Origin of the sequence: uncultured Castellaniella sp. (assembly GCF_937988725.1) — a bacterium.
Taxonomy (GTDB): Bacteria; Pseudomonadota; Gammaproteobacteria; order Burkholderiales; family Burkholderiaceae_B; genus Castellaniella.
This window is the reverse complement of sequence record NZ_CALKHS010000010.1, coordinates 1,042,328-1,067,914: the sequence shown is the minus strand read 5'-3', so window position 1 is coordinate 1,067,914 and position 25,587 is coordinate 1,042,328. Positions and strand designations below refer to the sequence as shown.

The 25,587-nt window shown below is 62.8% G+C and carries 22 protein-coding genes; 13 read left to right on the top strand and 9 right to left on the bottom strand.

What is annotated here, in order from left to right; translation table 11 throughout:
- Positions 1–10 precede the first annotated feature (10 nt).
- Entirely contained in the window at positions 11–1,177 is a 1,167-nt protein-coding gene (locus Q0263_RS15490; RefSeq protein WP_298018070.1) for an NEW3 domain-containing protein, read from the bottom strand.
- A gap of 280 nt (positions 1,178–1,457) precedes the next feature.
- Here Q0263_RS15490 and Q0263_RS15485 point away from each other — a divergent pair, with 280 nt between their 5' ends.
- The 6 genes from Q0263_RS15485 to Q0263_RS15460 all read left to right on the top strand — a co-directional run bounded on the left by Q0263_RS15485 (position 1,458) and on the right by Q0263_RS15460 (position 7,427).
- Positions 1,458–2,255 carry an energy transducer TonB gene (locus Q0263_RS15485; protein ID WP_298018067.1) on the top strand — a complete coding sequence of 266 codons (798 nt, stop codon included), beginning with the start codon at positions 1,458–1,460 and terminating at the stop codon, positions 2,253–2,255.
- A gap of 30 nt (positions 2,256–2,285) precedes the next feature.
- Positions 2,286–3,149, top strand: coding sequence for a MotA/TolQ/ExbB proton channel family protein (locus Q0263_RS15480; RefSeq protein ID WP_298019159.1), 864 nt, complete (start codon positions 2,286–2,288; stop codon positions 3,147–3,149).
- 2 nt (positions 3,150–3,151) lie between these two features.
- Positions 3,152–3,607: a biopolymer transporter ExbD gene (locus Q0263_RS15475; RefSeq protein WP_298018064.1), complete on the top strand. Its 456-nt coding sequence runs from the start codon at positions 3,152–3,154 to the stop codon at positions 3,605–3,607.
- A 135-nt stretch (positions 3,608–3,742) separates the two neighbouring features.
- Positions 3,743–4,414 (top strand): response regulator transcription factor, encoded by a 672-nt coding sequence (locus Q0263_RS15470; protein ID WP_298018062.1) that lies wholly within the window; start codon positions 3,743–3,745, stop codon positions 4,412–4,414.
- Between the two features lie 61 nt (positions 4,415–4,475).
- Positions 4,476–5,534 carry a HAMP domain-containing sensor histidine kinase gene (locus tag Q0263_RS15465; RefSeq protein WP_298018059.1) on the top strand — a complete coding sequence of 353 codons (1,059 nt, stop codon included), beginning with the start codon at positions 4,476–4,478 and terminating at the stop codon, positions 5,532–5,534.
- 3 nt (positions 5,535–5,537) lie between these two features.
- Positions 5,538–7,427 carry a potassium transporter Kup gene (locus Q0263_RS15460; RefSeq protein ID WP_298018056.1) on the top strand — a complete coding sequence of 630 codons (1,890 nt, stop codon included), beginning with the start codon at positions 5,538–5,540 and terminating at the stop codon, positions 7,425–7,427.
- A 4-nt stretch (positions 7,428–7,431) separates the two neighbouring features.
- Here Q0263_RS15460 and Q0263_RS15455 read toward each other — a convergent pair whose 3' ends face one another.
- The 7 genes from Q0263_RS15455 to Q0263_RS15425 all read right to left on the bottom strand — a co-directional run bounded on the left by Q0263_RS15455 (position 7,432) and on the right by Q0263_RS15425 (position 13,934).
- Positions 7,432–7,830: a hypothetical protein gene (locus Q0263_RS15455; protein WP_298018053.1), complete on the bottom strand. Its 399-nt coding sequence runs from the start codon at positions 7,828–7,830 to the stop codon at positions 7,432–7,434.
- A gap of 100 nt (positions 7,831–7,930) precedes the next feature.
- Positions 7,931–8,302: a monovalent cation/H(+) antiporter subunit G gene (gene mnhG / locus Q0263_RS15450; RefSeq protein WP_298018050.1), complete on the bottom strand. Its 372-nt coding sequence runs from the start codon at positions 8,300–8,302 to the stop codon at positions 7,931–7,933.
- The gene (locus tag Q0263_RS15445; protein WP_298018048.1) at positions 8,299–8,583 is read right to left on the bottom strand and encodes a K+/H+ antiporter subunit F; all 285 of its coding nucleotides are present in this window, start codon (positions 8,581–8,583) and stop codon (positions 8,299–8,301) included. The genes mnhG and Q0263_RS15445 overlap by 4 nt, the downstream gene beginning before the upstream one ends.
- Positions 8,580–9,071, bottom strand: coding sequence for a Na+/H+ antiporter subunit E (locus Q0263_RS15440; RefSeq protein WP_366140714.1), 492 nt, complete (start codon positions 9,069–9,071; stop codon positions 8,580–8,582). Before Q0263_RS15440 ends, Q0263_RS15445 begins: the two co-directional genes overlap by 4 nt.
- Complete coding sequence (locus Q0263_RS15435; RefSeq protein WP_298018046.1) at positions 9,068–10,690, bottom strand: monovalent cation/H+ antiporter subunit D; 1,623 nt, start codon at positions 10,688–10,690, stop codon at positions 9,068–9,070. The genes Q0263_RS15440 and Q0263_RS15435 overlap by 4 nt, the downstream gene beginning before the upstream one ends.
- Entirely contained in the window at positions 10,687–11,028 is a 342-nt protein-coding gene (locus Q0263_RS15430; protein WP_298018041.1) for a Na+/H+ antiporter subunit C, read from the bottom strand. The genes Q0263_RS15435 and Q0263_RS15430 overlap by 4 nt, the downstream gene beginning before the upstream one ends.
- A gap of 2 nt (positions 11,029–11,030) precedes the next feature.
- Positions 11,031–13,934, bottom strand: a complete 2,904-nt coding sequence (locus Q0263_RS15425; protein WP_298018038.1) for a monovalent cation/H+ antiporter subunit A — start codon at positions 13,932–13,934, stop codon at positions 11,031–11,033.
- A 178-nt stretch (positions 13,935–14,112) separates the two neighbouring features.
- Between Q0263_RS15425 and hemN the strand changes: the two genes are divergently transcribed.
- A complete protein-coding gene (hemN, locus tag Q0263_RS15420; RefSeq protein ID WP_298018035.1) occupies positions 14,113–15,561 on the top strand; it encodes an oxygen-independent coproporphyrinogen III oxidase in 1,449 nt (482 codons plus the stop codon).
- Here hemN and Q0263_RS15415 read toward each other — a convergent pair.
- Positions 15,543–15,944 (bottom strand): YbaN family protein, encoded by a 402-nt coding sequence (locus tag Q0263_RS15415; RefSeq protein WP_298018033.1) that lies wholly within the window; start codon positions 15,942–15,944, stop codon positions 15,543–15,545. The genes hemN and Q0263_RS15415 overlap by 19 nt on opposite strands.
- A 75-nt stretch (positions 15,945–16,019) precedes the next feature.
- On the opposite strand from Q0263_RS15415, the gene Q0263_RS15410 reads away from it, so the two are divergent.
- From Q0263_RS15410 to dgt, 6 genes are all read left to right on the top strand, one after another.
- Entirely contained in the window at positions 16,020–16,679 is a 660-nt protein-coding gene (locus tag Q0263_RS15410; RefSeq protein ID WP_298019154.1) for a Crp/Fnr family transcriptional regulator, read from the top strand.
- A gap of 465 nt (positions 16,680–17,144) precedes the next feature.
- Complete coding sequence (locus tag Q0263_RS15405; protein WP_298018030.1) at positions 17,145–18,722, top strand: AAA family ATPase; 1,578 nt, start codon at positions 17,145–17,147, stop codon at positions 18,720–18,722.
- 216 nt (positions 18,723–18,938) lie between these two features.
- Positions 18,939–19,910 carry a hypothetical protein gene (locus tag Q0263_RS15400; protein ID WP_298018027.1) on the top strand — a complete coding sequence of 324 codons (972 nt, stop codon included), beginning with the start codon at positions 18,939–18,941 and terminating at the stop codon, positions 19,908–19,910.
- 165 nt (positions 19,911–20,075) lie between these two features.
- The gene (locus Q0263_RS15395) at positions 20,076–21,236 is read left to right on the top strand and encodes an IS30 family transposase (protein ID WP_298018024.1); all 1,161 of its coding nucleotides are present in this window, start codon (positions 20,076–20,078) and stop codon (positions 21,234–21,236) included.
- 499 nt (positions 21,237–21,735) lie between these two features.
- On the top strand, positions 21,736–22,419 hold the full coding sequence (locus tag Q0263_RS15390) for a hypothetical protein (RefSeq protein WP_298018021.1): 684 nt from the start codon (positions 21,736–21,738) through the stop codon (positions 22,417–22,419).
- A 1,009-nt stretch (positions 22,420–23,428) separates the two neighbouring features.
- Positions 23,429–24,904 (top strand): dGTPase, encoded by a 1,476-nt coding sequence (dgt, locus tag Q0263_RS15385; RefSeq protein ID WP_298018018.1) that lies wholly within the window; start codon positions 23,429–23,431, stop codon positions 24,902–24,904.
- Positions 24,905–25,587 lie beyond the last annotated feature (683 nt).

Here is a 25,587-nt window from a genome sequence, read left to right as displayed (position 1 = left end):
GCGGACCCGCTCAGCGGCGGCCGTACCGGGCCACGGCGCCGATCAGCACCAGCAGGGCCACGGCGATCAGGATGGCGCCGCTGACCCCCCACAGGCCGGAGGTCGTGACCGAGACGCGCAGGTCGCCGTCGGCGGACTGGCCCGCCGATTTCGCATGCAGCTTGACCATGTAGTCGCCAGCCAGCGATTGCGCCGACGGCGTGATCACGGCCTGGACCTCGACGGTCTTGCCCGGGTCCAGCTGGGCGACCTGTTCCGGCTTGAACTCGACTTTCCAGCCCGAGGGCGCCGTGCCGTCCAGCGTGATGTCCTGGGCGGCGGCCGTGCCGCTGTTGCGCAGTTCCAGCGGGACGTTGCTGGCGTCGCCGATCTGGGCGCTGGCGCTCATCAGCCCGTCGCGGCCGGCCAGGTTCAGCGCGGGTTGTCCGGTGATGTCGAGCTTCAGGCGGGTGCTGGCCTGGGCGCCGTCGGCGGCGACCTTGACTTCGATGTCATGTTCGCCGGAAGTCGCCGTCACGGGCGGGCGCACGTGCAGCTTGACGGTCTTGGATTCTCCCGCCTTGATGGGCACGGCGCTGATCTGCTGGCTGCCGTAGCCTTCGGTGAACGAGGTGTCGAAGTATTGGGGCGCGCTGGCCGCGAGGCTGGCCAGCACGTCCTGGCCGCTGTCGTTCTTGACGGTCAGCTGGTAGTCGAAGGAGGTGCGGGCCGACCCGGTCAGCTGGGGCAGGTCCGGCTGCACCGACAGCTGGGCGGGCAACTGCCTGGCCAGGGTGATGTCCAGCGGCAGGCTCAGGTGGCGCTGGCCGTTGTCGGCACGGACGGTGATGGCGCCGTGCGTCGCGGCATCGCCTTTCGGGATGTCCAGGCGCAGCTTCAGCATCAGGGTCTGGTCGCTGCCGGGCATGGCGGAGGCCACCGGCCGTCCGTCGCCCAGCAGCGTGGCCGTCCAGCCCTTGGGCACGCCCTCCAGCGACAGGGCCAGGCGTTCAGGGGGCGTGGCCTGGTTGTGCAGGTTCAGGGACACCGTGGATGTCTCGCCCGCCTTCAGCGTCAGGGCCGGGTAGTCGGTGGACAGGTAGATGCCGGGGGGCGGCGCGTCGGCCGCCAGGGCCGCGGTCTGGAGACTGAGGGCGCACAGGGCGCCGGCGCATAGGGCAAGGATTCTGGACATCATGAGCTGGCCTCGTGAGTGGGTCTTTGAAAGGACCGGAAACAGGCGCATCAAGTTTCAAGAAAAATGTGTGTTTATGTTTCATTCCCGGAAGGGCGCGAGACTTATCTCAGTAAAATCATTGGCTTGTCGTGATCATATTTTTTCGGGGGCTCGGTGGAGCGGCCGATCCCGCCGCGATCCGTGCAGAAGCTCTGTAATTAGCATTGAGAATCGTTTTCATTCCTGCTAAGATCCCGCTTTCACTGTTGTCATTTCCGGGTTCATGGGTTCGGGTCCTTCCTTGCGTTTTCCCTGGCTGAAGACGGCCGCCGCTGTGGCGGCGCTTGGCCTGCACGCGGCCGTGCTGGCCATGATCCTGTCGACGCCCGTGGCGCAGGTCGCCCTGGGCCAGCCCGATGCGCTGGACGTCCAGTTCGTGGAATTGGGGCCGGCGGTCGATCCGGCTCCCGCGGCGCCGCCCGCGGCGGAATTGCCGGACATCCCGGAACCGGAGCCCATCGTCGAACCCGATCCGGAACCCGTGATCGAACCGGCCCCCGAGCCCGAGCCCGTCGTCGAGGAACCGGAACCGGAGGCCATCACGGAAGCGCCGCCGCCCAAGCCGGTCGTCAAACCCAAACCCAAACCTGAGCCCAAGCCCAAGCCGAAGATCCAGCTGAAACCGAAACCCCAGCCCAAGCCGCAGCCGGCGCGCGAGACGCCGCCGGCGGCTGCCGCGCCCGCGACGCAGGCCCCGGCGGGCGGCGCAGCGCAGGCCACACAGGCGCGCGGCGAGGCCCGGCCGGTGGACCCGGACCGGCCGCGCTCCATCGGTCGCGTGGATTACCTGGGCCGGCGTCCCAGTCCGACGTATCCCCGCCTGTCGCAGCGGCGCGGCGAACAGGGGCGGGTGGTCCTGCGGGTGCTGATTTCTCCCCAGGGACAGGTCGCCCACGTCACGGTGCAACGTTCCTCGGGCTATGCGCGGCTGGACGATGCGGCCGTGCAGGCCATGCAACAGGCGCGGTTTCGCCCCTATACGGAAAATGGCATCGCCTACAAGGCGCTGGTGGACATTCCCTTTGATTTCGTTTTATAGGTCTTGGACCGACAGGAGTTCCAGAACATGATGATCGATCTGATCGGCAGCGCCGTGATGGCGCTGGCCCAGGCGGCGGGGCCGGAGGCGGCCCAGGCCGCCGCCGCCACGGCGCAGAGCGCCGCGCCCGCCGCGGCGGCCGTCGGCGCGGCCAGCCAGGGCGTGATGCATTTCATCGGGCAGAGCGATGCCGTGGGCAAGTCCCTGTTCGGCTTCCTGCTGCTGATGTCGCTGGCCAGCTGGTATCTGATCCTGGCCAAGGGATTCACGCATCTGCGCATCCGCCAGCGCTCGCGGAAATTCCTGGCGGAATTCTGGGCGGCCAGTTCGCTGGAGCAGGTGGAAAATGAAATCGCCACGCACGGGGCGGAAGAGCCCTTCGCCCATCTGGCCAGCCATGCCATCCATGCGCAGAAGCATCATGCCAAGTACGGGGCGTTGAAGCTGGAGGAAAGCGGCTCGACCGCGGCCTTCGTCACGCGCACCATCCGCAAGGTCATCGACGAGGAAACCGCCCGGCTGGAAAACGGCCTGACGGTGCTGGCCTCGGTCGGTTCGACCGCGCCCTTCGTGGGGCTGTTCGGCACGGTGTGGGGGGTGTATCACGCGCTGCTCAGCATCGGCATGGCCGACGGCGTGACGATCAACCGCATCGCCGGCCCGGTGGGCGAGGCCCTGATCATGACCGGCCTGGGCCTGGCGGTCGCCATTCCGGCGGTCCTGGCCTATAACGCCTTCGTGCGCCTGAACCGCGTCTACCTGGCGCAGCTGGATGCCTTCGCACACGACCTGTTCACCTTCCTGACGACGGGCCAGCAGGTGGCCGACGGGGCGCATGAGCGCCACGAGCGCCATGGCCGCCACATCAGCCTGGCCAGCAGCCGGGAGGCCTGACCATGGCATTCGGCAGCTTCGATTCCAAGGGGCCGGGCACGACCATGTCCGAGATCAACATGGTGCCGCTGATCGACGTGATGCTGGTGCTGCTGGTGATCTTCATCATCACCGCGCCCCTGCTCAGCCATTCGATCCGCATCAATGTGCCGCAGGTCACGGCGCAGCCGGTGGAGCAGCAGCCCAAGGTCGTCGATCTGGCCATCGACCCGAGCGGCGCGGTGTTCTGGAACGAGCAGCCCGTGGCCCTGGAGGACCTGGAATCCCGTTTCGCCGCGGAAGCCGGCGCCGATCCCCAGCCCGAGGTGCGCATCCGCGCCGACGTGGAGACCCGCTACGGCGAGCTGGCGCAGATCATGGGGGCCGCGCGGCGGGCCGGCATGAAGCGCCTGGGCTTCGTGACCCAGCCGGCGCCCGCCGCCCCGGCCGGCAAGGCCGCGCCGGCCTTGGGGGGCTGAAGTCCGGGCCCGGTCGATGACCGCCCGTTCCACGCCCCGGCCGCCTCGAAAGGCCGTGTTCATGCGCCTGTCAGCTATGTAACGGCCTTCCTTCGCAGGTGACGTGCAGTGACGTGTTCAGGCTAGAATCACCCCATGCGAGTACTAGTCATCGAAGACGACACGACCCTGGGGCATGCGCTCCAGGAATTCCTCAGCGGCCAGGGCTACGCCGTCGATTGGCTGCAGTCCGGCGACCGGGTCGAGGGCGCCGTGGCCGGCCAGGCCTACGATCTGCTGCTGCTGGACCTGAACCTGCCGGGCCTCAGCGGCCTGGAAGTCCTGCAGCGCCTGCGGGCGAGCGGGTCGCAGATCCCCGTGCTGATCCTGACGGCGCGCGACGGCCTGGACGACCGGGTGGCGGGGCTGGATGCCGGCGCCGACGACTACGTGACCAAACCCTTCGAACTGCCCGAACTGGCGGCCCGGGTCCGTGCGCTGGCCCGCCGGCATGCCGGCCAGGCGCAGACCATCCTGGAATGCGGGCCGCTGGCCTTCGACACGGTGGGGCGCCAGATCCGCGTCAGCGGCAAGCGCCTGGCCCTGTCCGTGCGCGAATTGTCGGTGCTGGAAATGCTGATGGCCCGCCCCGGGCGGGTGGTCACCAAGCAGCAGATCGTCAATTCCCTGTCGGCCTGGGATGCCGATTTCAGTGAAAATGCCGTCGAAGTCTATGTCTACCGCCTGCGCAAGCGCCTGGACGGAACCGGGGCCAGCATCCAGACGGTGCGCGGCTTCGGCTACCTGCTCGACGTCGAAAGTGCCTAATTCATCCGCAGGTTCCGATCCCCGTCAGGATCGACAGGCGCTGAGCCTGTTCGAGCGCCTGATGCCCCAGGACTCCCTCGCCCGCAAACTGGTGCGCCGGCTGCTGCCGGCTTTCTTCATTCTGGTGGCCATCGATCTGCTGGCCACCTGGTTCATGACCGGCGTCATCCGCCCCCAGCCCTGGCTGCTGCGCGATCTGTTCTGGGTGATGCTGCTGACCCAGGGGTTCCTGGTGGTGCTGTTCGTCTGGGTGCTGATTTCCGGCATCCGCTTCGAACTGACGTCCATCAACCAGCTGGCCGACCAGATCCGCCAGCGCTCCATCGAAGACCTGCAGCCCCTGGACCTGGCCGGGCTGCCCAGCGAAATCGCCCCCCTGGTGCTGCATTTCAACGATCTGCTGGTGCGCCTGGACGATTCCGTGCAGGCGCAGCGCCGCTTCATCGGCCATGCCGCTCATCAGCTGCGCACCCCGCTGGCGGGCCTGAAGCTGGAATCCGAACTGATGCTGGGGCAGGACCTGTCCGACGACATCCGCACGCGGGCGGATCGCATCAAGTCCGTGACGGACCACATGATCCGCATGGGCCAGCAGCTGCTGGTGCTGGCCCGCGCCGATCATGCCGCCCGTCCCCAGGACAGCTTCGTGCGCCTGGATCTCTGCGAATGGATGCGCCGCGCGGGTTCCGAATGGCTGGACCGCGCGCGCGCCCAATCGATCGAATTGCAGCTGACGGCCCCGGAGGCCCCCGTCTGGGTGGACGGCGACCCCGTCCTGCTGGGCGAATTGCTGGGCAACCTGATCGACAACGCCCTGCGCTACGGCCAGGGGGCGCGGCTGATCCAGTTGCGGGTCATCAGCAATCCGCCTTCGTTTTCGGTGGAGGACGACGGCTCGGGGATCGGCGCCGACGACTTGGAGCGCGTGTTCGAGGCCTTCTACCGGGCGGCGGATGCGGGGTCCGGCGGCTCGGGCCTGGGCCTGGCCATCGTGCGTGAAATCGCCCGCGCCCATGGGGCGTGGTGGAAGGTCATCAGCCGCCCCGCGTTCGCGGGCACCCGAATCACCCTGATTTTTCCCGGGCCCCGTCGGGGAGCCTGTCTGACGCGGGCAGAATAGATCATGAGCACTCAAAAATCATCGGACTCGAGCGGCAGCCCGCAGGCGGCGCTGCTGATCGGCGCCCTGGGGGTCGTATACGGAGACATCGGCACCAGCCCGCTGTACACCGTGAAAGTCGCCCTGTCGGGAACGGGAACGCCGGATGTCGAGCACATCCTGGGCATGCTGTCGCTCCTGTTCTGGATGCTGATCCTGGTGGTGTCGCTGAAATACGTGACCTGCATCCTGCGCGCCGACAACCGGGGCGAGGGCGGCACGCTGGCGCTGATGGAGCTGGCCATGCGCGGACGCCCCGAGCGGACGCGCTGGCGCCTGGCCATCCTGGGGCTGATCGGGGCGGCGCTGTTCTATGGCGACAGCATGATCACCCCGGCCATTTCGGTGCTGTCGGCCGTCGAAGGGATCGGGGTCGTGTCGCACGGCCTGGATTCCTGGGTGGTGCCGATCGCCGTGGTGGTGCTCATGGCGCTGTTCATGGTGCAGTCGCGCGGCACGGGCACGGTGGGCCGCCTGTTCGGCCCCGTGATGCTGGTCTGGTTCCTGGTGCTGGGCATCCTGGGGGGCTGGCGGATAGCCGAGCAGCCGCAGGTGCTGCAAGCCGTCAATCCGATCTGGGCGTTGCGTTTCATCGGGGATGCCCCCTGGGAGACCTTTCTGGCGCTGGGCGCCCTGGTGCTGGCCCTGACCGGCGCGGAAGCCCTGTATGCCGACATGGGCCACTTCGGCGGCCCCGTCATCCGCCGGGCCTGGTTCGCCCTGGTGCTGCCAGCCCTGGTGCTGTGCTATTTCGGCCAGGGTGCCTTGCTGCTGAGCGATCCGTCGGCCATCCGCAATCCCTTTTTCCTGCTGGCGCCGGAATGGGGGCTGATCCCGCTGGTCGGACTGGCGACCGTCGCCACCATCATCGCGTCGCAATCGGTGATCTCGGGGGCGTTTTCCGTGACCCGGCAGGCGGTGCAGCTGGGCTATTGGCCGCGCATGGTGATCCAGCACACCTCGGCCCGGGAAGAAGGGCAGATCTACCTGCCGCGCGTCAACTGGCTGCTGCTGCTGGCCGTCCTGGTGCTGACGCTGGCGTTCCGCTCGTCGGACAGCCTGGCGCACGCCTATGGCTTCGCCGTCACGGGCACGATGCTGATGACTTCGCTGCTGGCCTTCGCCGTGCTGCCGCGCGCCTCGCGCGGGCTGCGGCGCGCCGCCTGGCTGACGCTCATCACCCTGTTCCTGCTGATCGATATCCTGCTGTTCACGTCCAACACCCTGAAGCTGCATGAAGGCGGCTGGCTGCCGCTGATGGTGGGGATCGCGCTGCTGACGCTGATGGTGACCTGGAAGCAGGGGCGCCAGCGCATCCACGACACGCTGGCCGGGGACCATCAGCCCCTGGTCAGTTTCATGGAATCCCTGGAAGCCTATCCGCCCACCCGCGTGCCGGGCACCGCCGTCTTCATGAGCATGATCGTCGGCACGGTGCCGCCGGCGCTTCTACACAATTTGAAACATAATAAGGTGCTCCACGAACAGGCGCTGTTCCTGACCATCGAGGTGGCGGACGAACCGTATGTGCCGTTCAGCGAGCGGGTGCGGGTCGAACGCGTCAGCCGCAGCAGCTGGCAGGCGGTGGCCCGCTGGGGCTTCAAGCAGGAACCCAATGTGCCCCAGGTGGTGGAGCAGATCGCCCAGGAAGTCTCCGACCTGAACCTGGAGCCGATGCAGACTTCGTATTTCCTGTCGCGTCAGACCGTCATCGTGGTGCGGCGCCTGCCCTGGCATCAGAGCTGGCGCCGCCACCTGTTCGCCTTCATGGCCCGCAATGCCAGCCGCACCACCCGGTTCTACAAGATCCCGCCCAACCGGGTGGTGGAAATGGGCATGCAGATGGAACTGTGAGCGATCAGGAGCCCGTCGGGGCCGGAATGGTGATGGTGGTTTCGCGCAGGACGCCGCCGGACTGGACCGAGCCTTGCGTGCGCGTGTTGGCGTTGTCCATCAGCGTCATGCAGTCCTGGCGCTGATCGGCGGGCAGACTGTCGCAGCGCTGGGTGCGGTTGCGATCTTCGGTCTGCATGGACGGAGTGGTCAGCTTGTCCTGCCGGGCGGCTTGCGCGGCGGCGCCGGCTTCGTGCAGGCAGGCCTGCTTGTCGATGCCGGGCGTGGTGTTGCAGCGTTCCACGTCCTGCTGATATTGGGATTGGGGGCCGGCGGCCTGAGCGCCGGGGGCGAATAGCGCGATGCCGCCCAGGCCGACGGCCAGCAGGCCGGCTTGCAGAGATTTCTGTAATGCGTGACGCATGATCGAGCACTCCTTCTTGAATCCCGGGCGCTATCCCGGCCCGGTTCAGGGGACTCGTCCAGTGTAAGGGTTCCCCCTGAGCCGAATGTTACAAATATGCTCAGACGGCGGGCGGCTCCGCGTCGGCCCGGGCGGGGCCGGCGGGGGGCTGATCGGGCGGGGCGGCGGGCGCGATGCGGCGGCGAATGGCGCTTTGCATCAGCAGGATCGCCGTGACGGGCGCGCTCATGAACAGGAACAGGCAGATCAGCCATTCATGGAAGATCGGCCGGCCCTGCAGCAGGCTGGCCACCAGCGTGGCGGCCAGGGCGACGCAGAACGCGCCCAGCGTCATGCCCAGGGTCGGGGCATGCATGCGCTGGTAGAAGGTGCGCAGCCGCAGCAGGCCCAGCGAGCCGATCAGGGTGACGAGGCCGGCCAGGATCAGCAGCAGGGCCACCAGGATGGCCGCCCACAGAGGCAGTTCGTTCATGGCTCGATCACCTCGCCGCGCAGCAGGAACTTGGCCAGGGCCGCCGAGCCGACGAAGCCGAACAGGGCGATCAGCAGCGCCACGTCGAAGTACAGGCCCGCCTCGAAGCGCAGGCCCAGCACCAGCAGGATCAGCATGCCGTTGATGTAGAGCGTGTCCAGGGCCAGGATGCGGTCTTCGGCGCGCGGCCCCCGGATCAGGCGGATCGCGGCGCAGCCCAGGCCCAGGACGAAACACAGCAGGGCGAAGCCGCCCGCCCAGTTCAAGAGTACGGTGCTCATTCGAAGATCTCCATCAGCGGGCGTTCGTAGCGGTCCTGGATGACGCGCGTCAGGCCCGCCGGGTCGGACAGGTCCAGCACGTGCAGGGTCAGGACGTTGCGTTCGGTGTCGTGTCCCGCCCAGACGGTTCCCGGCGTGAAGGTGACGATGCAGGCCAGGGCGGCCAGGCCGTGGGGATCGCGGATCCGCAGGGGAATGTCCAGGAAACCGGACCGCGCGGAGGAGGCGTCCCCGCGCAGGATGCGCTGGCTGACCAGATAGTTGGAAAGCACGATGTCGCGGGCGACGCGGGCGATCAGCCGCAGGGCCGTCCAGGGGTGGCGCAGGCGCGCGCGCACCGGGCGCAGGATGGGTGCCAGCAGGCTGAGCGTGACGGCGATCGCCAGGCCCAGCGCGATCTGCCCGGCCGACAGGCTGTCGTTCAGGACCAGCCACAGGGCCAGCAGCAGGCAGGGCAGGGGCAGGAATCCCAGCAGGCGTCTCATCATCGTGGCGCCTCCGCGGGGGCGGGGCCCAGCACGGCCTGGACGTAGCGGGCCGGCTGGTCCAGATAGCGGGCCGTATCTTCCAGGTAGCTCATGGCGGGGCCGGCCTGGATGGTCAGCGCGGCGCAGGCCCCCAGCAGCACCAGGATGGGGATGATCTCGTTGAATTTCAGGGTCGGGACGCGCAGCTGTTCCGGAATCCAGAACAGGCGCACCCCGCAGCGGCCCAGGGCCATCAGGCAGGCCAGGCCGGATCCCAGCATGGCGGCCACCAGCAGCCAGACGTTGACGGTGGGGGCGCCGAACTCGGCGGTGCGCAGCGCGGCCGACAGCAGGGAGAATTTCGCCACGAAGCCCGACAGGGGCGGCAGGCCGATGATGAGCAGGGCGCAGGCGAAGAAGCTCAGCCCCAGGAAGGCCATGGTGGCGGGCAGCGGCGCGCCCACGACCTGTTCGGACAGGCTGGCGTCGTCGGGCTCGTCGGCCTCGAAGGCTTCCTGGGTGACGGCCAGGATGTCCGCCCCGAAGGACTGGCTGCGCTCGGTGAGTTCCAGCAGCAGGAACAGGGCGCCCAGGGCCATCACGGAACTGAGCAGATAGTACAGGGCCGGTCCGGTCAGGGTGATGCCCGGCATGCCCAGCGCCGCGAACAGGGTGCCCGAGGAGGTGATGATGGCATAGGCCGCAATGCGCCGCGGCTGGGTGCTGGCCAGCATGCCCAGAGTGCCGAAGGCCAGGGTGGCGATGCCGGCCGGGAACATCCAGGCGCCGCCGAAGGCGGCCGGGGCGCCGGCGGGCAGCAGCAGCGAGCCGATGCGCAGCAGGGCGTAGATGCCGACCTTGGTCATGATGGCGAACAGGGCGGCCACCGGGGCGCAGGCCTCGGAATAGGCGTTGGGCAGCCAGAAGTTCAGGGGCCAGGCGGCCGCCTTGATCAGGAAGGCGACCCCCAGAATCGCCGCGGCGCTGTCGAACAGCTGGCGGTCGGACCCGGTCAGGGCCAGCGCCCGCACCGACAGGTCGGCCAGGTTCAGGGTGCCGGTCAGCCCGTAGATCAGGGCGATGGCGACCAGCAGCAGGAACGACGCGATCAGGTTGACGCCGATGTAGTGCAGGCCGGCGCCCACGCGGCGCTTGCCCGAGCCGTGCAGCATCAGTCCGTAGGACGCAGTCAGCAGGATTTCGAAGAAGACGAACAGATTGAAGAGGTCGCCGGCCAGGAAGGCGCCATTCAGGCCCATCAGCTGCAGCTGGAACAGGGGATGGAAGTGGCTGCCGGCGCGGTCCCAGCGCGCCGTGGCATACACCCAGGCGCACAGCCCCAGGATGGCCGTCAGGCCCAGCATCAGCGCCGACAGGCGGTCGGCCACCAGGACGATGCCGAAGGGCGCCGGCCAGTTGCCCAGCCGGTAGACGCCGATGTCGTCGGGCCAGAGGGATCCGCCGATGCCCTGGGTGGCCCGGATCAGCATCAGGGCGGCCGCGATCTGCAGCGTCAGGGACACGGCCCCCAGGCTCACGCGCAGGGGCCGATGGCTGTCGCGCGTCAGCAGCATCAGGGCGCCCGCCATCAGGGGAATCAGGACCGGCAGCACCGGCAGGTTCTGCATCCAGAGCGTCATGAGCGGTGTTCCTCGCCGTCGACGTGGTCGGTGTCGCTCATGCCGCGCGAGGCCAGCAGCACGACCAGGAACAGGGCGGTGGTGGCGAAGCCGATGACGATGGCCGTCAGCACCAGGGCCTGGGGCAGGGGATCGGCATAGCGGGCCGGATCGGTCCAGTGGGGATCGATGACGGGCGGGGCGTCCAGGCGCAGGCGGCCCATGGCGAAGATGAACAGGTTGACGGCATAGGCCATCAGGGCCAGCCCCATGATGAACTGGAAGGTGCGCGGGCGCAGCAGCAGCCAGATGCCCGATCCCGCCAGCACGCCGATGGCCAGAGCCAGTATCCATTCCATGGTCAGGTCTCCAGCGGCGCGTCGGCCGGTTCGGTGATGTTGCGGTGGAAGCGCAGGGACTGGTGGGCCAGCGCGATCAGGAAGAGGATGGTGGCGCCCACCACCAGCATGTAGACCCCCAGGTCGAACACCAGCACGCTGGACAGGTGGACGGCGCCGACCAGGGGCAGGACCGGGTCCAGCGAGTAGGCCGACAGCAGGGGCTGGCCGGCCCACCAGACGGCCATCGCGGCGCCGCCCGCCACCAGCAGGCCCAGCGCGATCCAGACCTGCGGCCGGATCAGCGGCCGGGCCTCGACCCACAGGATGCCGCCGACCATGTACTGCAGGATGATGCCGGTGGCCATGACCAGGCCGCCCACGAAGCCGCCGCCGGGCAGATTGTGGCCGCGCAGCAGGAAGTACAGGGAAATCAGGGTGGACACCGGCAGCAGCAGGCGCACCAGCACGGCCGGGATGCGCATCAGGCCGTCGGGCAGCGGCGCCTTGATGTCCGGTTCGGGGGCCGGGACCTGCTGCAGGACGCGGCGCAGGCCGGGGGAGGCGGCCAGGGCCTCGGCGGGCGGCCGGAAGCGCCGCAGCAGGGCATATACGCACAGGGCCACGATCGCCAGCACCGTGATTTCGCCGAAGGTGTCGAAGGCGCGGAAGTCCACCAGGATGACGTTGACGACGTTGGCCCCGCCTCCCAGCGGCCAGGCCTGCTGGACGAAAAAGCCCGAAATGCTGGAATGGGCCGGGGGACGGACCATCATGACGTAGGCCAGGATCGCCAGCCCGGCGCCGCCCGCCACCGCCACGGCGAAGTCCCGCCGCCGGCGCCACTGGATGCTGCGCCAGGTCGCGCCGGAGAATTCCTCGATGCGCGGCGGCAGCCAGCGCAGGCCGAGCAGGATCAGCACGGTGGTGACGACTTCGACCGCCAGTTGCGTCAGGGCCAGGTCCGGCGCGGACAGCCAGGCGAAGGTCACGCAGGTGATCAGGCCGGTGGCGCCCGCCAGCATCAGCGACGCGGTGCGGTGGTATTTGGCCTGATAGGCGGCGGCGACGGCGCAGGCCCCGCCCATCAGCCACATCAGGCCGAAGGACCACTGCAGCGGGGTGTCGCTGGCGGCGGCCTGCGGCCACCAGCCGCCGCGCAGCAGGGGCAGCGCGGCCACGCCCAGGGTGCAGAGCACCAGCAGCAGGACCTGGAGCTGCAGCCGCTGGCTCTGCAGCCAGCCCAGCAGCCGGGACGAGCCGCCGTCGATGGCTTCGAGCAGGGTTTCGAAGCTCTGGCGGCCGTCCAGGCGGTAGATCAGCGGCACCTGGCCGGGCGCCCGTCGGTCCCGTTCGCGCAGGGCCAGATACAGGCCGATTCCAGCCACCATGGCGATGAGGCTCATGATCAGGGGCAGGTTGATGCCGTGCCAGACCTGCAGGTCGAACACCGGCACGCGGGATCCGAGCAGGCCGCGCATGACCATGTCCAGGATGGCGCCCAGCGTCAGGTTGGGCAGGATGCCGACGGACAGGCAGATCACGACCAGGATCGTGCAGGGGATGAGCATCATGCGGGCCGGGTCGTGCGGCGTGCGCGGCAGATCGGTGGCGGGGGGCCCGAAAAAGACCTGCAGGATCAGGCGCAGGGAATAGGTCACGCTGAAGGCCCCCGCGATGACGGCCGCCAGCGGCAGCCCCCAGCGGCTGGCCCAGTGCCCCGTGATGAAGATGGTTTCGGCGAAGAACATTTCCTTGGAAATGAAGCCGTTGAGCAGCGGCACCCCCGCCATGGCGGCCGCCGACACCATGGCCAGGGTGGCGGTCAGGGGCATCAGCGTGCGCAGGCCCGACAGGCGGGTCAGGTCGCGGGTGCCGCTTTCGTGATCGACGATCCCCGCCGCCATGAACAGCGACGCCTTGAAGGTGGCGTGGTTGACCATGTGGAAGACGGCGGCCACCAGCGCCAGCCGGCTGTTCATCCCCAGGAGCAGGGTGATCAGGCCCAGGTGGCTGATGGTGGAATAGGCCAGCACGCTCTTGATGTCGCGCTGGAAGGTCGCGGCGTAGGCCCCCAGCAGCAGCGAGCACAGGCCCGCGCCGCCGATGGTCCAGGTCCACCAGTCGGTGCCGGAAAAGATCGGCCAGAAGCGCGCCAGCAGGAAGACGCCCGCCTTGACCATGGTGGCCGAATGCAGATAGGCTGATACCGGAGTGGGGGCCGCCATGGCGTTGGGCAGCCAGAAATGGAAGGGAAACTGGGCGCTTTTGGTGAGGGCGCCCAGGGCCAGCAGCACCAGCAGGATGGGATACCAGCGGTGGCTGCGGATTTCGCCGGCGGCGGCCAGCACGGCGTCCAGGTCGTAGCTGCCGACGATGTGGCCGATGATCAGCATGCTGGCCAGCAGGCAGAAGCCGCCGCCGCCCGTCACCAGCAGCGCCATGCGGGCGCCGCGCCGGGCTTCGGGGCGGTGCTGCCAGTAGCCGATCAGCATGAAGGACGACAGGCTGGTCAGTTCCCAGAACACCAGCAGCTGGATCAGGTTGCCCGCCAGCACGACCCCCAGCATGGCGCCCATGAAGCTGAGCAGGAACGTGAAAAAGCGCGGCACGGGATCCTGGTCCGACAGGTAGTAATGCGCGTACAGGGCGATCAGCGCCCCCATGGCCGACACGATCACGGCGAAGAGCCAGGCGTAGCCGTCCATGCGCAGGGTCAGGTCGACCCCCTGAGTGGGGATCCAGGGGATGCTGAGCTTGATCACGCCCAGGGCGGCGACCTCGGGCGTGGCCGCCAGGGTCAGCGCCAGGCAGGCCAGGGCGCTGCCGCCCGCGATCCAGGCGCCGGCCCTGCGCGCGTTCGAGGGCAGCAGTGCGGCGCACAGGCTACCGGCAAACGGGATCGCGAGGATCAGAGTCAGGAGCATGGGGATATTATCGATTCTTGAATTTCAGCTGACCAATTATGATACGCGAACTCGGTGGCTTGACTTGAGTCAAGCCGGATGCATGCATTTCGCATGACAATGCCTTTGGATACAGGACAATGAGGCCTGTTGTGATTCAGGGTCAGGAGACCCTGGCGCGGCTTCAGGAGCGTACCGCATGAACTCACCCGACACCGCCCGCCATTCCGGGGCGGCGCAAGACACCCGCGATGAGCAGACCATCGCTTTCCCGGATCTGGAAATTTCCGAGGCGCTGATCCGCCGTTTCGATCAGTCCGGCCCCCGATACACGTCCTATCCGACGGCAGACCGCTTCCAGCGCGATTATCCGGCCTCGTCCTACCAAGAGCACCTGGCGCGCCGGGCGGCCGCCGAACGGCCGGCTCCCTTGTCGGTATACGTGCACCTGCCGTTCTGCGAATCGCTATGCTATTTTTGCGGCTGCAACAAGATCATCACGCAAGACCACAGCCGCTCGGCGGAATACCTGGACATCCTGTTCGGGGAAATGGACATGGTCAGCCAGCACCTGGGCGCGTCGCGACAGACGATCCAGCTGCACCTGGGGGGCGGCACCCCCACCTTCCTGAGCGCGGCGGAATTGACCTCGCTGATGGAACACATCCGCCGCCATTTCGACTTCACGCCCGACGCGGAACTGGGGGTCGAGATCGACCCGCGCACGGTGACGCCCGATTCCCTGGCCATGCTGGCGGGGCTGGGTTTCAACCGCACCAGTTTCGGCGTGCAGGATTTCGATCCCCGGGTGCAGGAAGCCGTCAACCGCGTCCAGCCCTACGACATGGTGCGCACCGCCCTGCAGGCCAGCCGCGACAATGGCTTCCAGTCCATCAATGCCGATCTGATCTACGGCCTGCCCTTGCAAACCCTGGACAGCTTCAGCCGCACCCTGGATCAGCTGATCGAACTGTCCCCCGATCGCGTCGCGCTGTACAACTACGCGCACCTGCCCGACCGCTTCAAGTCCCAGCGCCTGATCCGCGAAGAAGACCTGCCGTCGGCCGATACCCGGCTGCAGATCTTCCTGATGTCGGTGCGCCGGCTGCTGGCGGCGGGCTATGTCTATATCGGCCTGGATCACTTCGCCAAGCCCGACGATGAATTGAACCGCGCGCGGCTGGATCACAGCCTGCATCGCAATTTCCAGGGCTACACCACGCGCGCCGAATGCGATCTGGTGGGCTTCGGCATTTCCGCCATCGGCAAGATCGGCAATGCCTACGTGCAGAACCAGCATTCCCTGAACGCCTACCGCAATGCCCTGGAACGCGGCGAACTGCCGATCTCCAAAGGCTTTGACCTCAGTCCCGACGACGTCATCCGCCGGGAAGTGATCATGACGCTGATGTGCAGCACGCCGCTGGATTTCGCCGCCTTCCAGGATCGCCACGGTCAGTCCTTCCAGTCCTGTTTTTCCGATGAACTGGCGCGCTTGCGGCCTTATGCGGACGCGGGTCTGCTGGAGATCGACGACCAGGGCATTCGGGTGCTGCCCCGGGGGCGGGTCTTCGTGCGCGCCTTTTCCATGGTGTTCGACCAGTATGTGCGCCGACCCCGGGTGGCGACCTATTCGAAATTGATCTGATCGTCGGATTCCGGCGGGCCGCCGCGCGGACGCGTCGGCAGGCGCCACAGGTAGATCGTGACGCCGATGCCGGGAATCAGCAGCAGCCAGCGGGCCCAGGGCACGGGCATGATCCAGGCCGACAGGGCCAGGGACGGCCACATCAGGGCCATCGCCAGGCATTTGCTGCGCAAGGGGATGCCGCGCCCCGATTGAAAGTCGCGAATATACGGACCCAGGACACGATGGGACATCAGCCAGACATGCAGGCGCCGCGAACCGCGCGCATAGCAGAAGACCGCCAGCAGCAGGAAGGGCGTGGTGGGCAGCAGGGGCAGGAAAATCCCCAGCACGCCCAGCGCCAGGGCAATCGAGCCCAGCACGGTATACAAGGCGCGGATCATGATCGGGATTCTAGCAATCCGGGAGCGCATCGTGGCCCTGGACGCGCGGGCGACGATGCGCCGCGCCACGGGCGCATCCGCGATCTGCTGGCTCAGGTGCCGCTGTTCAACGAGCTGCCGGCGTCCGAACTGGAGCCCATCGTCCAGGGGACCAGCGAAATCTCCGCGCGGCGCGGCGAGATCATCTTTCATCGGGGCGACCCCTGCGTGGGTTTTCACGTGGTGGTCTACGGGCAGATCAAGCTGGTGTTCGTCTCGGCGTCCGGGGTCGAGCGGGTGGTGCGCCTGATCGGGCCGGGCGACGGCTTCGGCGAGGCCCTGATGTTCATGGGCCAGAACTACATCGTCACGGCCGAGGCCCTGCGCGACACGCTGCTGCTGCACGTCGGCCGCGACGTGCTGTTCGAGCAGATCGACCGCCATCCGGGGGTGGCCCGCAAGATGCTCGCGGGCCTGAGCCGGCGGCTGTACAGCCTGATGGGCGACGTGGAAGCCTACACCCTGCACACCGGCGCCCAGCGCCTGATCGCCTTCCTGCTGCGCGAGTGGCCCGGCGAGGCGGGGCAGCCGTTTCGCATCGAGATCAGCAAGTCCGTCATCGCTTCGCGCCTGAACCTGACGCCGGAGCACTTTTCCCGCATCCTGCGCGAACTCAGCGAGCGCGGCCTGATCCGGGTGCGGGGGCGGGAATTCACGGTGTTGGATGTTGAGGGGTTGAGGGTGTATCGCGGATGAGCCCTGGTTCGCCCGTCTTCCTGGCGTGGTTGTTGAACGCCGCTGGGTTTGGAATTTCCGCTGCTCAGTTTGGAACTCCGAAAAACACCTAAAGCGAGTGCTGATGATGCTAGCTACGGGCCCAAAATGGGCTTGGGTAGGCTTCAAAAAAACCTTGTTTGGGTGGTTTTCTGGGCTTGGATGCTCTTTTCAGGAGCAAACTCACTATGCTGGCTGCTTTCGGCCAGTTTGAGACGTTCGTGGGCGTCGCATCGAATGACCTTCACTGACGAAGGAGTCGTTGGAAATACACCGATGGATTGTTGCCATGCTTTAAGTTAGATCGCATATGATTGCTAGCGAAATAAGACGCCGGGATCCGTTACGGTGAGAGCCAATCATCTGCAGTGCAAGGAGTTTTGATTCATGGAGTCAGGTCAGCCGAGTAAGCAACTCGCGGTTATTCAAATTCCCTCGGGGCAGGGAATGGCTACTACCGTCGAAGTCGAGGCGGGTCGTCCAGTCTTCATTCTGGGTCGTAACGGAACTGGAAAATCTGCGTTAGTGAACCGCCTGTCCGGGCAGTTCGGCCCTGCGGTTGTTTACATGCCGGGTTCCCGCCCAAGTTATTTTGACAGCGAAAGTCTATCTCTGACACCCGCGTCGCGCCGAAATCTCGAGCAGAATCTTCGCAGTTGGGATGCCTCACCTGATACGCGGTGGCGGTCGATTTCCGGGACTTCAAGAAACGAAAAGGCCATTCACGATCTACAGGCTGCGGAGACGCAGTACAAGATTGACGCAGCGAACGAGATAAAGATTGATGGCGCAAAGTCGGCGGCGGTCGCTCGACTTCAGTCCAGCAACTCGCCACTCGACCGCGTAAACGCCCTTTTGGCTCAAGCGAATTTGCCCATCAGCATGTTGATCGACGGAGGCGAGCTTCGAGCCAAGCAGTCAGGCGCCATCTATAGTTTTGCTCGGATGTCTGATGGCGAGCGAGCAGCACTTGTGTTCGCCGCTGAGGTAGTCGCTGCTCCCGATCGTGCTATTTTTCTTATCGACGAGCCTGAGCTCCACCTGCACCCATCCATTGTCGTTCCTCTGCTTAAAGCCCTCATTTCCGAACGGCCGGAATGTGGCTTTGTCGTGTGTACACACGAGCTCGATCTCCCCGGCAGCTCGCCCTCGGCAAGCGTAATCCTTGTTCGCGGTAGTACGTGGCAAGGAGGGGATATCGCCGCATGGGAAATCGATGTCTTGAACGATCCTGGTCAGATTCCTGAATGGTTGCGCGTCGATCTGATAGGCTCGCGTCGAAAGATCTTGTTTATAGAGGGAACTTCGACAAGCCTCGATCAACCTTTGTATGCTCTTCTATTTCCGTCGGTGTCAGTTCGGTCACGCGAAAGCTGCCGCGAGGTCATGCGTGCAGTAGAAGGGTTGCGTGCTGTGGAGTCACTGCATCGAGCGCAAGCTTTCGGACTCGTTGACCACGACGGAATGGGAGCGGACCGGATGGCAGAATTAGAATCCAATGGCATCTACCCATTGCCAATTTTCGCCGTTGAAAGCCTTTACTATTCTGCGGATGTTTTAGGAGCGCTGGCCGTCCAGCAAGCGCGGATTTTCGGCTTGCCTGCGGACCAGATATTGGCTGAAGCGAAAGCGGCGGCTTTAGCGGCGCTTAATATGAAAGGAACGGTCGAACACCTTGCCAGCCGGATCGCAGAACGTCAAATGCGGGACAAGTTGCTGCTTTCGTTGCCCGAACGGCAGTCGATGATAGAGGGAAGCGCCGCTGAAGTCGCAATCACCATTGCATCGCCGTATCCAGCGGAATTAGATCGTATCAACCAGATGATTGCTGCTGAAGACGTCAATGCCGTCGTGTCTCGATACCCTATCAGGGAATCAAAGGTACTTCACAATCTGGCGAAAGCATTGCATTTTAATGGGCGTTCGGATTATGAAAGGGCCGCGCTCACCCTGATCGGCGCAGACTCAAACCTTCGGGCAATGCTAAAGGCCCGACTTGGAAATCTCGCTGCACAGTTGGCTTAGCGCGCGGGGTTGTCGGACTGCTTGCGATTGCAGAGGGTCCGACAAACGGCCTCTCAAGGAGTTTCCGCGAATGGCGCCTGTGGGTCGAGTTCAGTCATCAGGCTACGGCTACAATCGGCCAGGAGCGGACATCAGTGTAAGTGACCCTCGGACCAGAGGCTCCCTTTCCCGAGAGATTCATAATAGTCAAACTCTAGCGAAGCCAAAACGACACAGATGACTGCCGAAAACGTTAAGCCAAACGCGCTCTTGGGCGCGGAAGATGCCTGCGCACTACCGCCCGATCATCCGGTCCCTGCCGAATACCTTCACCGCTACTCGGTCGAGCGTGATCCGTTCGCCGAGCAGGACATTGCCGACTATGTCCACAGCCAGGCGCGTGATGAGGTTGTCAGTCACGTAGAGCGAGTGAAGCGCGAAGTTGTTCTGGGCGATCCGTATGAGATATGGGACGTGACTACTGATCAAGGCAGGTGGTGGGTCATCACAAACCCTACTAACCTCTATTCGCAACAACACTTTCCAAGCTTGGACTACACACTTTCGTTCCATGTTGGACTGATGGCAAGAGTTCGTAGCCGCTCAAGCTCGCCCGACGGGCATGACCCAACGCCCTTCGATGAAGTCTTGAGAAGATTCGAGCAAGCTGAAGAGCGTTTCGGGCATGCGATTGAGGTTGAGGATTTGCAGGCTATCGGTATGCTTCTACGTGAGGGCCTGATTTCGCTCACGACTGCTGTGCATCGCAGAGTTGTCCTGCCTGAAGGCGTGGACACTCCACAAGTCGCTAACTTCATAAGCTGGACGGATGTGCTATTGAATGGCCTATGCGGAGGTGGAAGTAACGAGCGCCTACGCCAGTATCTCAAGAGCCACGCAAAGGAAACGTGGCAACTTGTGAACTGGCTAACACACTCTCGGAACGCGGACAGAGTGGCAACAGAGATTGCGATAGGCGGTTGCGGAGCCACATTGAGTACATTCATCCAACTTCTCGCACGACAGAGAACAGGAGGAGCGGAAGAATGCCCCTCCTGTCGCTCACGGAACATCCGGACCTTCTTCGATATCGACATTCCGCCAGATGGCGATTACTTTCTCAGCTGCGGTGCATGCGACTGGAACAACCATCCCGGCGTCCCGATGGACGTTGGTAGTGGAGAGGCGGTTCAGGACGATCAATCGTAAGATTGTTTTTTGTAGTCTTCGTCGGAATTACTTTGGGTGAGATGCTAACGGTCCGATGTCCGTTATGGGGCGAGAACGACCGCCCGCTAAAGGCGGCTAACGACTGCGGATTCAACCGGTGGATGCAACATACTAGAAGCTACGTGAGCAGAAGGAGTGTCGCAGATGAAGCAGAGGCCTCGGATCTACTACACAGAAAGCCAGAAAGCCCTGATGTGGGAGCGCTGGCGTAAGGGCGAATCGCTTCAACAGATCGCTCAGTTGTTTGATCGGAACCACTCCTCGATTCAGGGGATACTTGCAGAGACCGGCGGCATACAGCCAGTGCCAAGATGTCGATCCCGCCTGGCGCTGACGTTCGCCGAACGCGAAGAGATCTCACGAGGCCTGATTGCGGGTCACTCGATCCGCTCAATTGCCATGAGGCTCAAGCGGTCGCCCTCCACGATCAGCCGGGAAGTCAATCGTAACGGAGGGCCACCGGATTATCGTGCCAGCCTGGCAGAACAGGCCGCATGGGGTCGGGCCCTTCGTCCTAAAACGTGTAAATTGGCCGACAATCGAGCCTTAGCGCACCTTGTGGCTGAGAAGCTCCAACTACAGTGGTCACCGGAGCAGATCGCTGGATGGCTGAAGTGCGCCTATCCTGGTAATAGGGAACAGCAGGTGTCGCACGAAACCATCTATCGCACGCTTTTTATCCAGGCACGCGGCGCACTGAAGAAGGAGCTGCTGGCGCATTTGCGACGTACGCGGGCCATGCGTCGCTCCCGTCGCCATACGCAAAAGGCAGACAGCCATGGCCGGATTGTCGATGCGGTTTCGATTAGCGAACGTCCCGCTTCAGCGGAAGACCGTGCGGTCCCGGGACACTGGGAAGGAGACTTGCTATTTGGCAGCAGTAACAGTCAGATTGCGACTCTGGTGGAACGTCAGACGCGCTATGTCATGCTGGTGAAGGTGGCAGGCAAGGATACCGAAACGGTGGTCAATGGGTTGATCAAACATGCTCGACAGCTGCCACGGGAACTCTATAAGTCGCTCACTTGGGATCGAGGCAAGGAGATGGCCGACCATAAGCGATTCACTCTGGCTACAGATATCAAGGTGTTTTTCTGCGATCCTCAGAATCCCTGGCAACGTGGAACGAACGAGAACACCAACGGCCTTATACGGCAATATTTGCCAAAAGGAATTGACTTGTCTGACTACTCGCAAGCTAAGCTCAACGCCATCGCAAGGCGATTGAATGAGCGCCCCAGGAAAACCTTAAACTACGAAACACCGGCACAACGATTTGATCAGACCGTTGCATCCACCGGTTGAATCCGCAACCCATTGCTGTCCGTTTGGTTTTCATAGCCTATATCTGCTGCGCAGCGTAGGATAAATGAAAACGTGTGCTTTTCAAAAATCTTCAATCTCGATTTCTCAGATAGCTACAAGATCGATTTTTTTTGAGTTCAGCAAGGTATGGAAGACTCTTAAAACCGCAAGTAAGTCGCGATTTCGTACAGCCTTCAGCTTTAACGGATATTCACGTTCCTGAGCTGATCGCCTAGCAAGAAACCTTTGATATCCTTTGTCTCAGATTGCTGGCAGCCCCTTTGAGGAGCTAATCGTGAAGTTACTATGTCATGAGCCGTACCAATATTCTAATAAAACTGGCTTGACTAAGCGACCATACGCCCAGGGCGGTTCCCCATTCTTGGGAGACCCTTACCAGGAGGATTCGGAAAAGCCGGTGAAAATCTAGCTAATTAGATTAATTGTTCGTAAAAGCAGGGCGACTATAATCAGGAAGCAGCGAACTTCGGGAAAAATCATGACAGGCCAAGAAGTATACGAAGTGCTTATGGCACGGGGCAGTGACAAGCTTTACCATGCGAACAGCGTCAAGACCAGCCTCAGCTTGCTGCGACTGGGCGGTCTGGCGTCACGAGGGGAAGTGATGGACCGCAAGCTCCCGCAAACATCTCAAATTTCAGACCAAGAGGATCGCGAATATGAAATTTGGTATGACATTTTCGTTGACACGCACGACATACATAGTGTTCTCCGGCGTCGAAATTTCTACGGGCCTGTGCTTTTCGTGATGGATGCAAAACTGCTGTTGCGCCTCCCCTTGAATTCGACTGTGCTAGTCACGCGCTGCAACCCGACGAAATGGAAAGGACTTCCCAATGACCAGCGCTACTTCTTAACAATGCCCGAGCTTGCAGCCGGTCTGAAAGTTGGCTATTTCGACCATATGATCACGATCCGCAGCCCCAACGGAATCATTCCTTTTTCGGACACGCTAGAACGCATCATCCTCGATGAGCCCAGGCTTAGCGCACCTGATGTCAGCGAGGATTATGTGGCAGCACAAGGTGCTATTTCGGAGGCAGTTGCGAAGGCGGGAATCCGAGTGCAAATAGAACGTAGGATCTGCGATGTATGCAACTGCAAAACCGAATATCAGGACCCTGATAAACCCAAGCGTATCGGTTACTTCTTCACACCTTGAATGCATGCGAAATAGCCAGGAAACCCAACGCACGGCGGTTCGGCCTCTACTTCGATCTCTCCTTCAAAAGGCAGTGCGGAGAGGTGATGCTCGCCTTGCCGAAACTGTCGCATATCGTCTCGCAGAACGGGGCGATTCAGTGTGGCTGAATACTCGCGCTGGCGTCATAGCATTCGAAGAATGCTGGCCGTACGCGACCAAACTGCTCAGCCACCCACCTCGGGTGAGCCTGCGCGAGATGGCAAGCCTTGCCAAAAACAAGGAAGCGGCTGGGCTAGGTTCATTAGCCCATGCACTTGCGGAAGGCGATCTGTCCGTACTTGACGCTGCCCCGGACCCCGTAGCTGTTAAGATTGTGGCGGCCTCCCTCACAAGAACCGAAGCGTTCTTCTCGTGGGCCGCACGAAGCTGCCATGAAACAGAACGCGTATACTTACTGCGCGTCGCTCGCACCTACTTTCAGCGGGCGAGTTGGCCTTGGGACAAAGCTTTCGCTAATGCGGCTGCCTATTTCGCATGTGTTGGTCATTCACTTGCCGTTGAGCAATCTCCACCCGCAACCGTCACGATGTCGCATTTCCCGCTGTGGGTTGCCGTCGACAAGCATACGCCAACTGGTAAAGCCGCACTACGTCGGGTGGCTTCGCAGTTATGGGTTCCACCCAGTCAATTGGAGTGGGCTAGCTTTTACCTCGAAAGCGCGTCCTGTAACGAGAGAAGCGCAGGGATATGGTGGGAGGCCGAAATGAGATGGAGGCTTCGAACAGTTCGTCTGGAGGCGAACGAAGCACAGATTTTGTGGAATGCAGCTCGCGATCACGTCCGAAACGAAGTCGCTGCAAGCGTCGAACTACTAGAAGCAGCTTTGCAAACCGCCGTAGTTGGGACTCTCTGAAGAGAATCGCCGTCTAGAGGCGCTTGAAGATCACGTCGCGAGGCTACTTTAATCGACGGTATTCTCACAACATTGCCTTTAATTAATCTCCAAAAGAAGTCGACTGCGTTGCTTATGATTGACTACAACAAACTCCTGAACCCTACTCGCCTCCGTACTTCCTCCGTGAGCGCTACGCGTACTATCCTTACGGAATCGGAGAGCGATCGAGGCCGTGTACTATTCAGTCCTGCTTTCCGGCGCCTTCAGCAAAAGGCGCAGGTGTTTTCCATGGAGTCGAACGCGGCTGTACGCAGCAGACTGACTCACTCGTTAGAAGTCTCTCAAATCGGTCGATATCTCGCAGACGAAATCACTCACCATTTGAGTACGCGTCTCGACAAGTTGCAGCAGGGAGCGCTGGTCAACTTCGTCGAGACTGCCTGTCTGATACATGACATCGGCAATCCTCCATTTGGCCACTTCGGGGAAGCAGCCATTCAGGAGTGGTTCAAGACCCATGGCAGAAAATGCCTACTGGAGAGCGTGGGACTAAAGGCGGAGAATGCCTCCTCGTATCAAGAGCCGCTCACGCTTGCGTTGAGTGATTTCGAAGAGTTTGATGGCAACCCTCAAGGGCTTCGTATCGTGTCGAGGTTGCAATGGAATACTGACTCGTTCGGCTTGAACCTCACCAAAACGACTCTTGCGACATTTTTGAAGTATGTACGCAGTCCGCAGGAGGAGTGTACCGAACGGCCGTTTACAAAGAAGCCAGGGTACTTTTTGAGCGAGCAGGATGTTGTGCGAGATGTGTGGGAAGAGTTCGGTTTCTCTGAAAAACCACAGCGCTTTGCGTTGACATATATCATGGAGGCAGCCGACGACATAGCATACTGCGTGAGCGACCTCGAGGACTCGTTCGAAAAGGAAATTATTCAGACAGCAACCGCATTTCCAGAAATTAAAGCTAGGTACCTTGCCAGGGGAATCAATTCCGCAGCACCCTGTCATGCGGAGATTGTTAATGTCCTGGAAAAGATGGTGCTCGCGTCTGTGGCAAATGACTTCTCAAGCTTCACGTACACAGACTTTCGCACTCGTTTAAACAATACCATTGTCCGTTATGCTGCCCAACGATACGTCGATAAGGAAGCGGAAATTCATACAGGGGAGCTCAAGTCGCTGCTGCCCGAAGACGAGCCACCAGGCGCCATCTTGAAGGTGTTGAAGGATTTCTGTCGAGAGAAGGTGTACCGGCATGAAACGGTGCAGCGTATCGAACTTGCGGGCTATTACGCCATCACTGGTTTGCTGGAGCAGACGCGGCCTCTCTTGAGTTGCTCGCGGAAGAGGTTCGAAGCAGCCTTGGCGTTTGAAAATAAAGACGAGAAGGGGGCTCAAATATTGCTTGAACCAAAGCTGCTCAAGCTCTTCCCCCAGCGATACATCAAGGTCTATGCACATCAGGTTACTCAGTACAAGGGACTGCAGCACGAAGATTTCCTTGAGTGGAACGCCCGTGCGCACTTGGTCGTCGACTTCATCTCGGGAATGACGGACGACTTTGCAATGACGACTTACCGAACCTTGGCTGGAATGCGTCTTTGACGTACAAATTGTGATTCCTGATACCCACCCATACTGGCACCTTCGGGCTATTGTCAAGCGATCCGTAGAAGTGGAGGCAGTGCCTTTAAGCTATTATGCCTACACACCTCGAACGGTCGAAGACAGACGTAGCTGCTTTATCATGCCAGCTGAGCAGTTCTTGGATGAGACAGAGGTGTACCGAGCGATGGAAAGCGCTGGTAAAGAACGAGAGCTCGCGGTGCACTCCGACCTGCTTATGCGCGATGGACGACGCCTGCATCTAGTCATGGTAGACATGTCGACTTCTGCTCGCGCCCATTTGGAAAAGCTACGTGGTTTTCTCGGGGACAACTGTTTCCAACGAATATCTTGGTACGCAAGCGGTCGCTCATTTCACGGCTATGGCGAGTCGTTGCTGGAGCGAGATGAGTGGGTCCAGTTTATGGGGCTTCTGCTGTTGGCGAACCAGCCGCGCCTCGAGCCCACGGTCGACCCCCGATGGATAGGTCACCGCCTCTTAGCTGGGTATGCTTCGTTGAGGTGGACCTGCAATACCTCACATTACTTGACGCTGCCTCGAAACATAGAGGGGCTAGGTCGCCACGGCGTCGGCACACTCAAGGGCGGCCTCCCTCGGTAAGCACCTACCCTAAGCTTGCCAGAAGTAAATTTGCATGAACCGACGCTAAGATTAGGAGAAT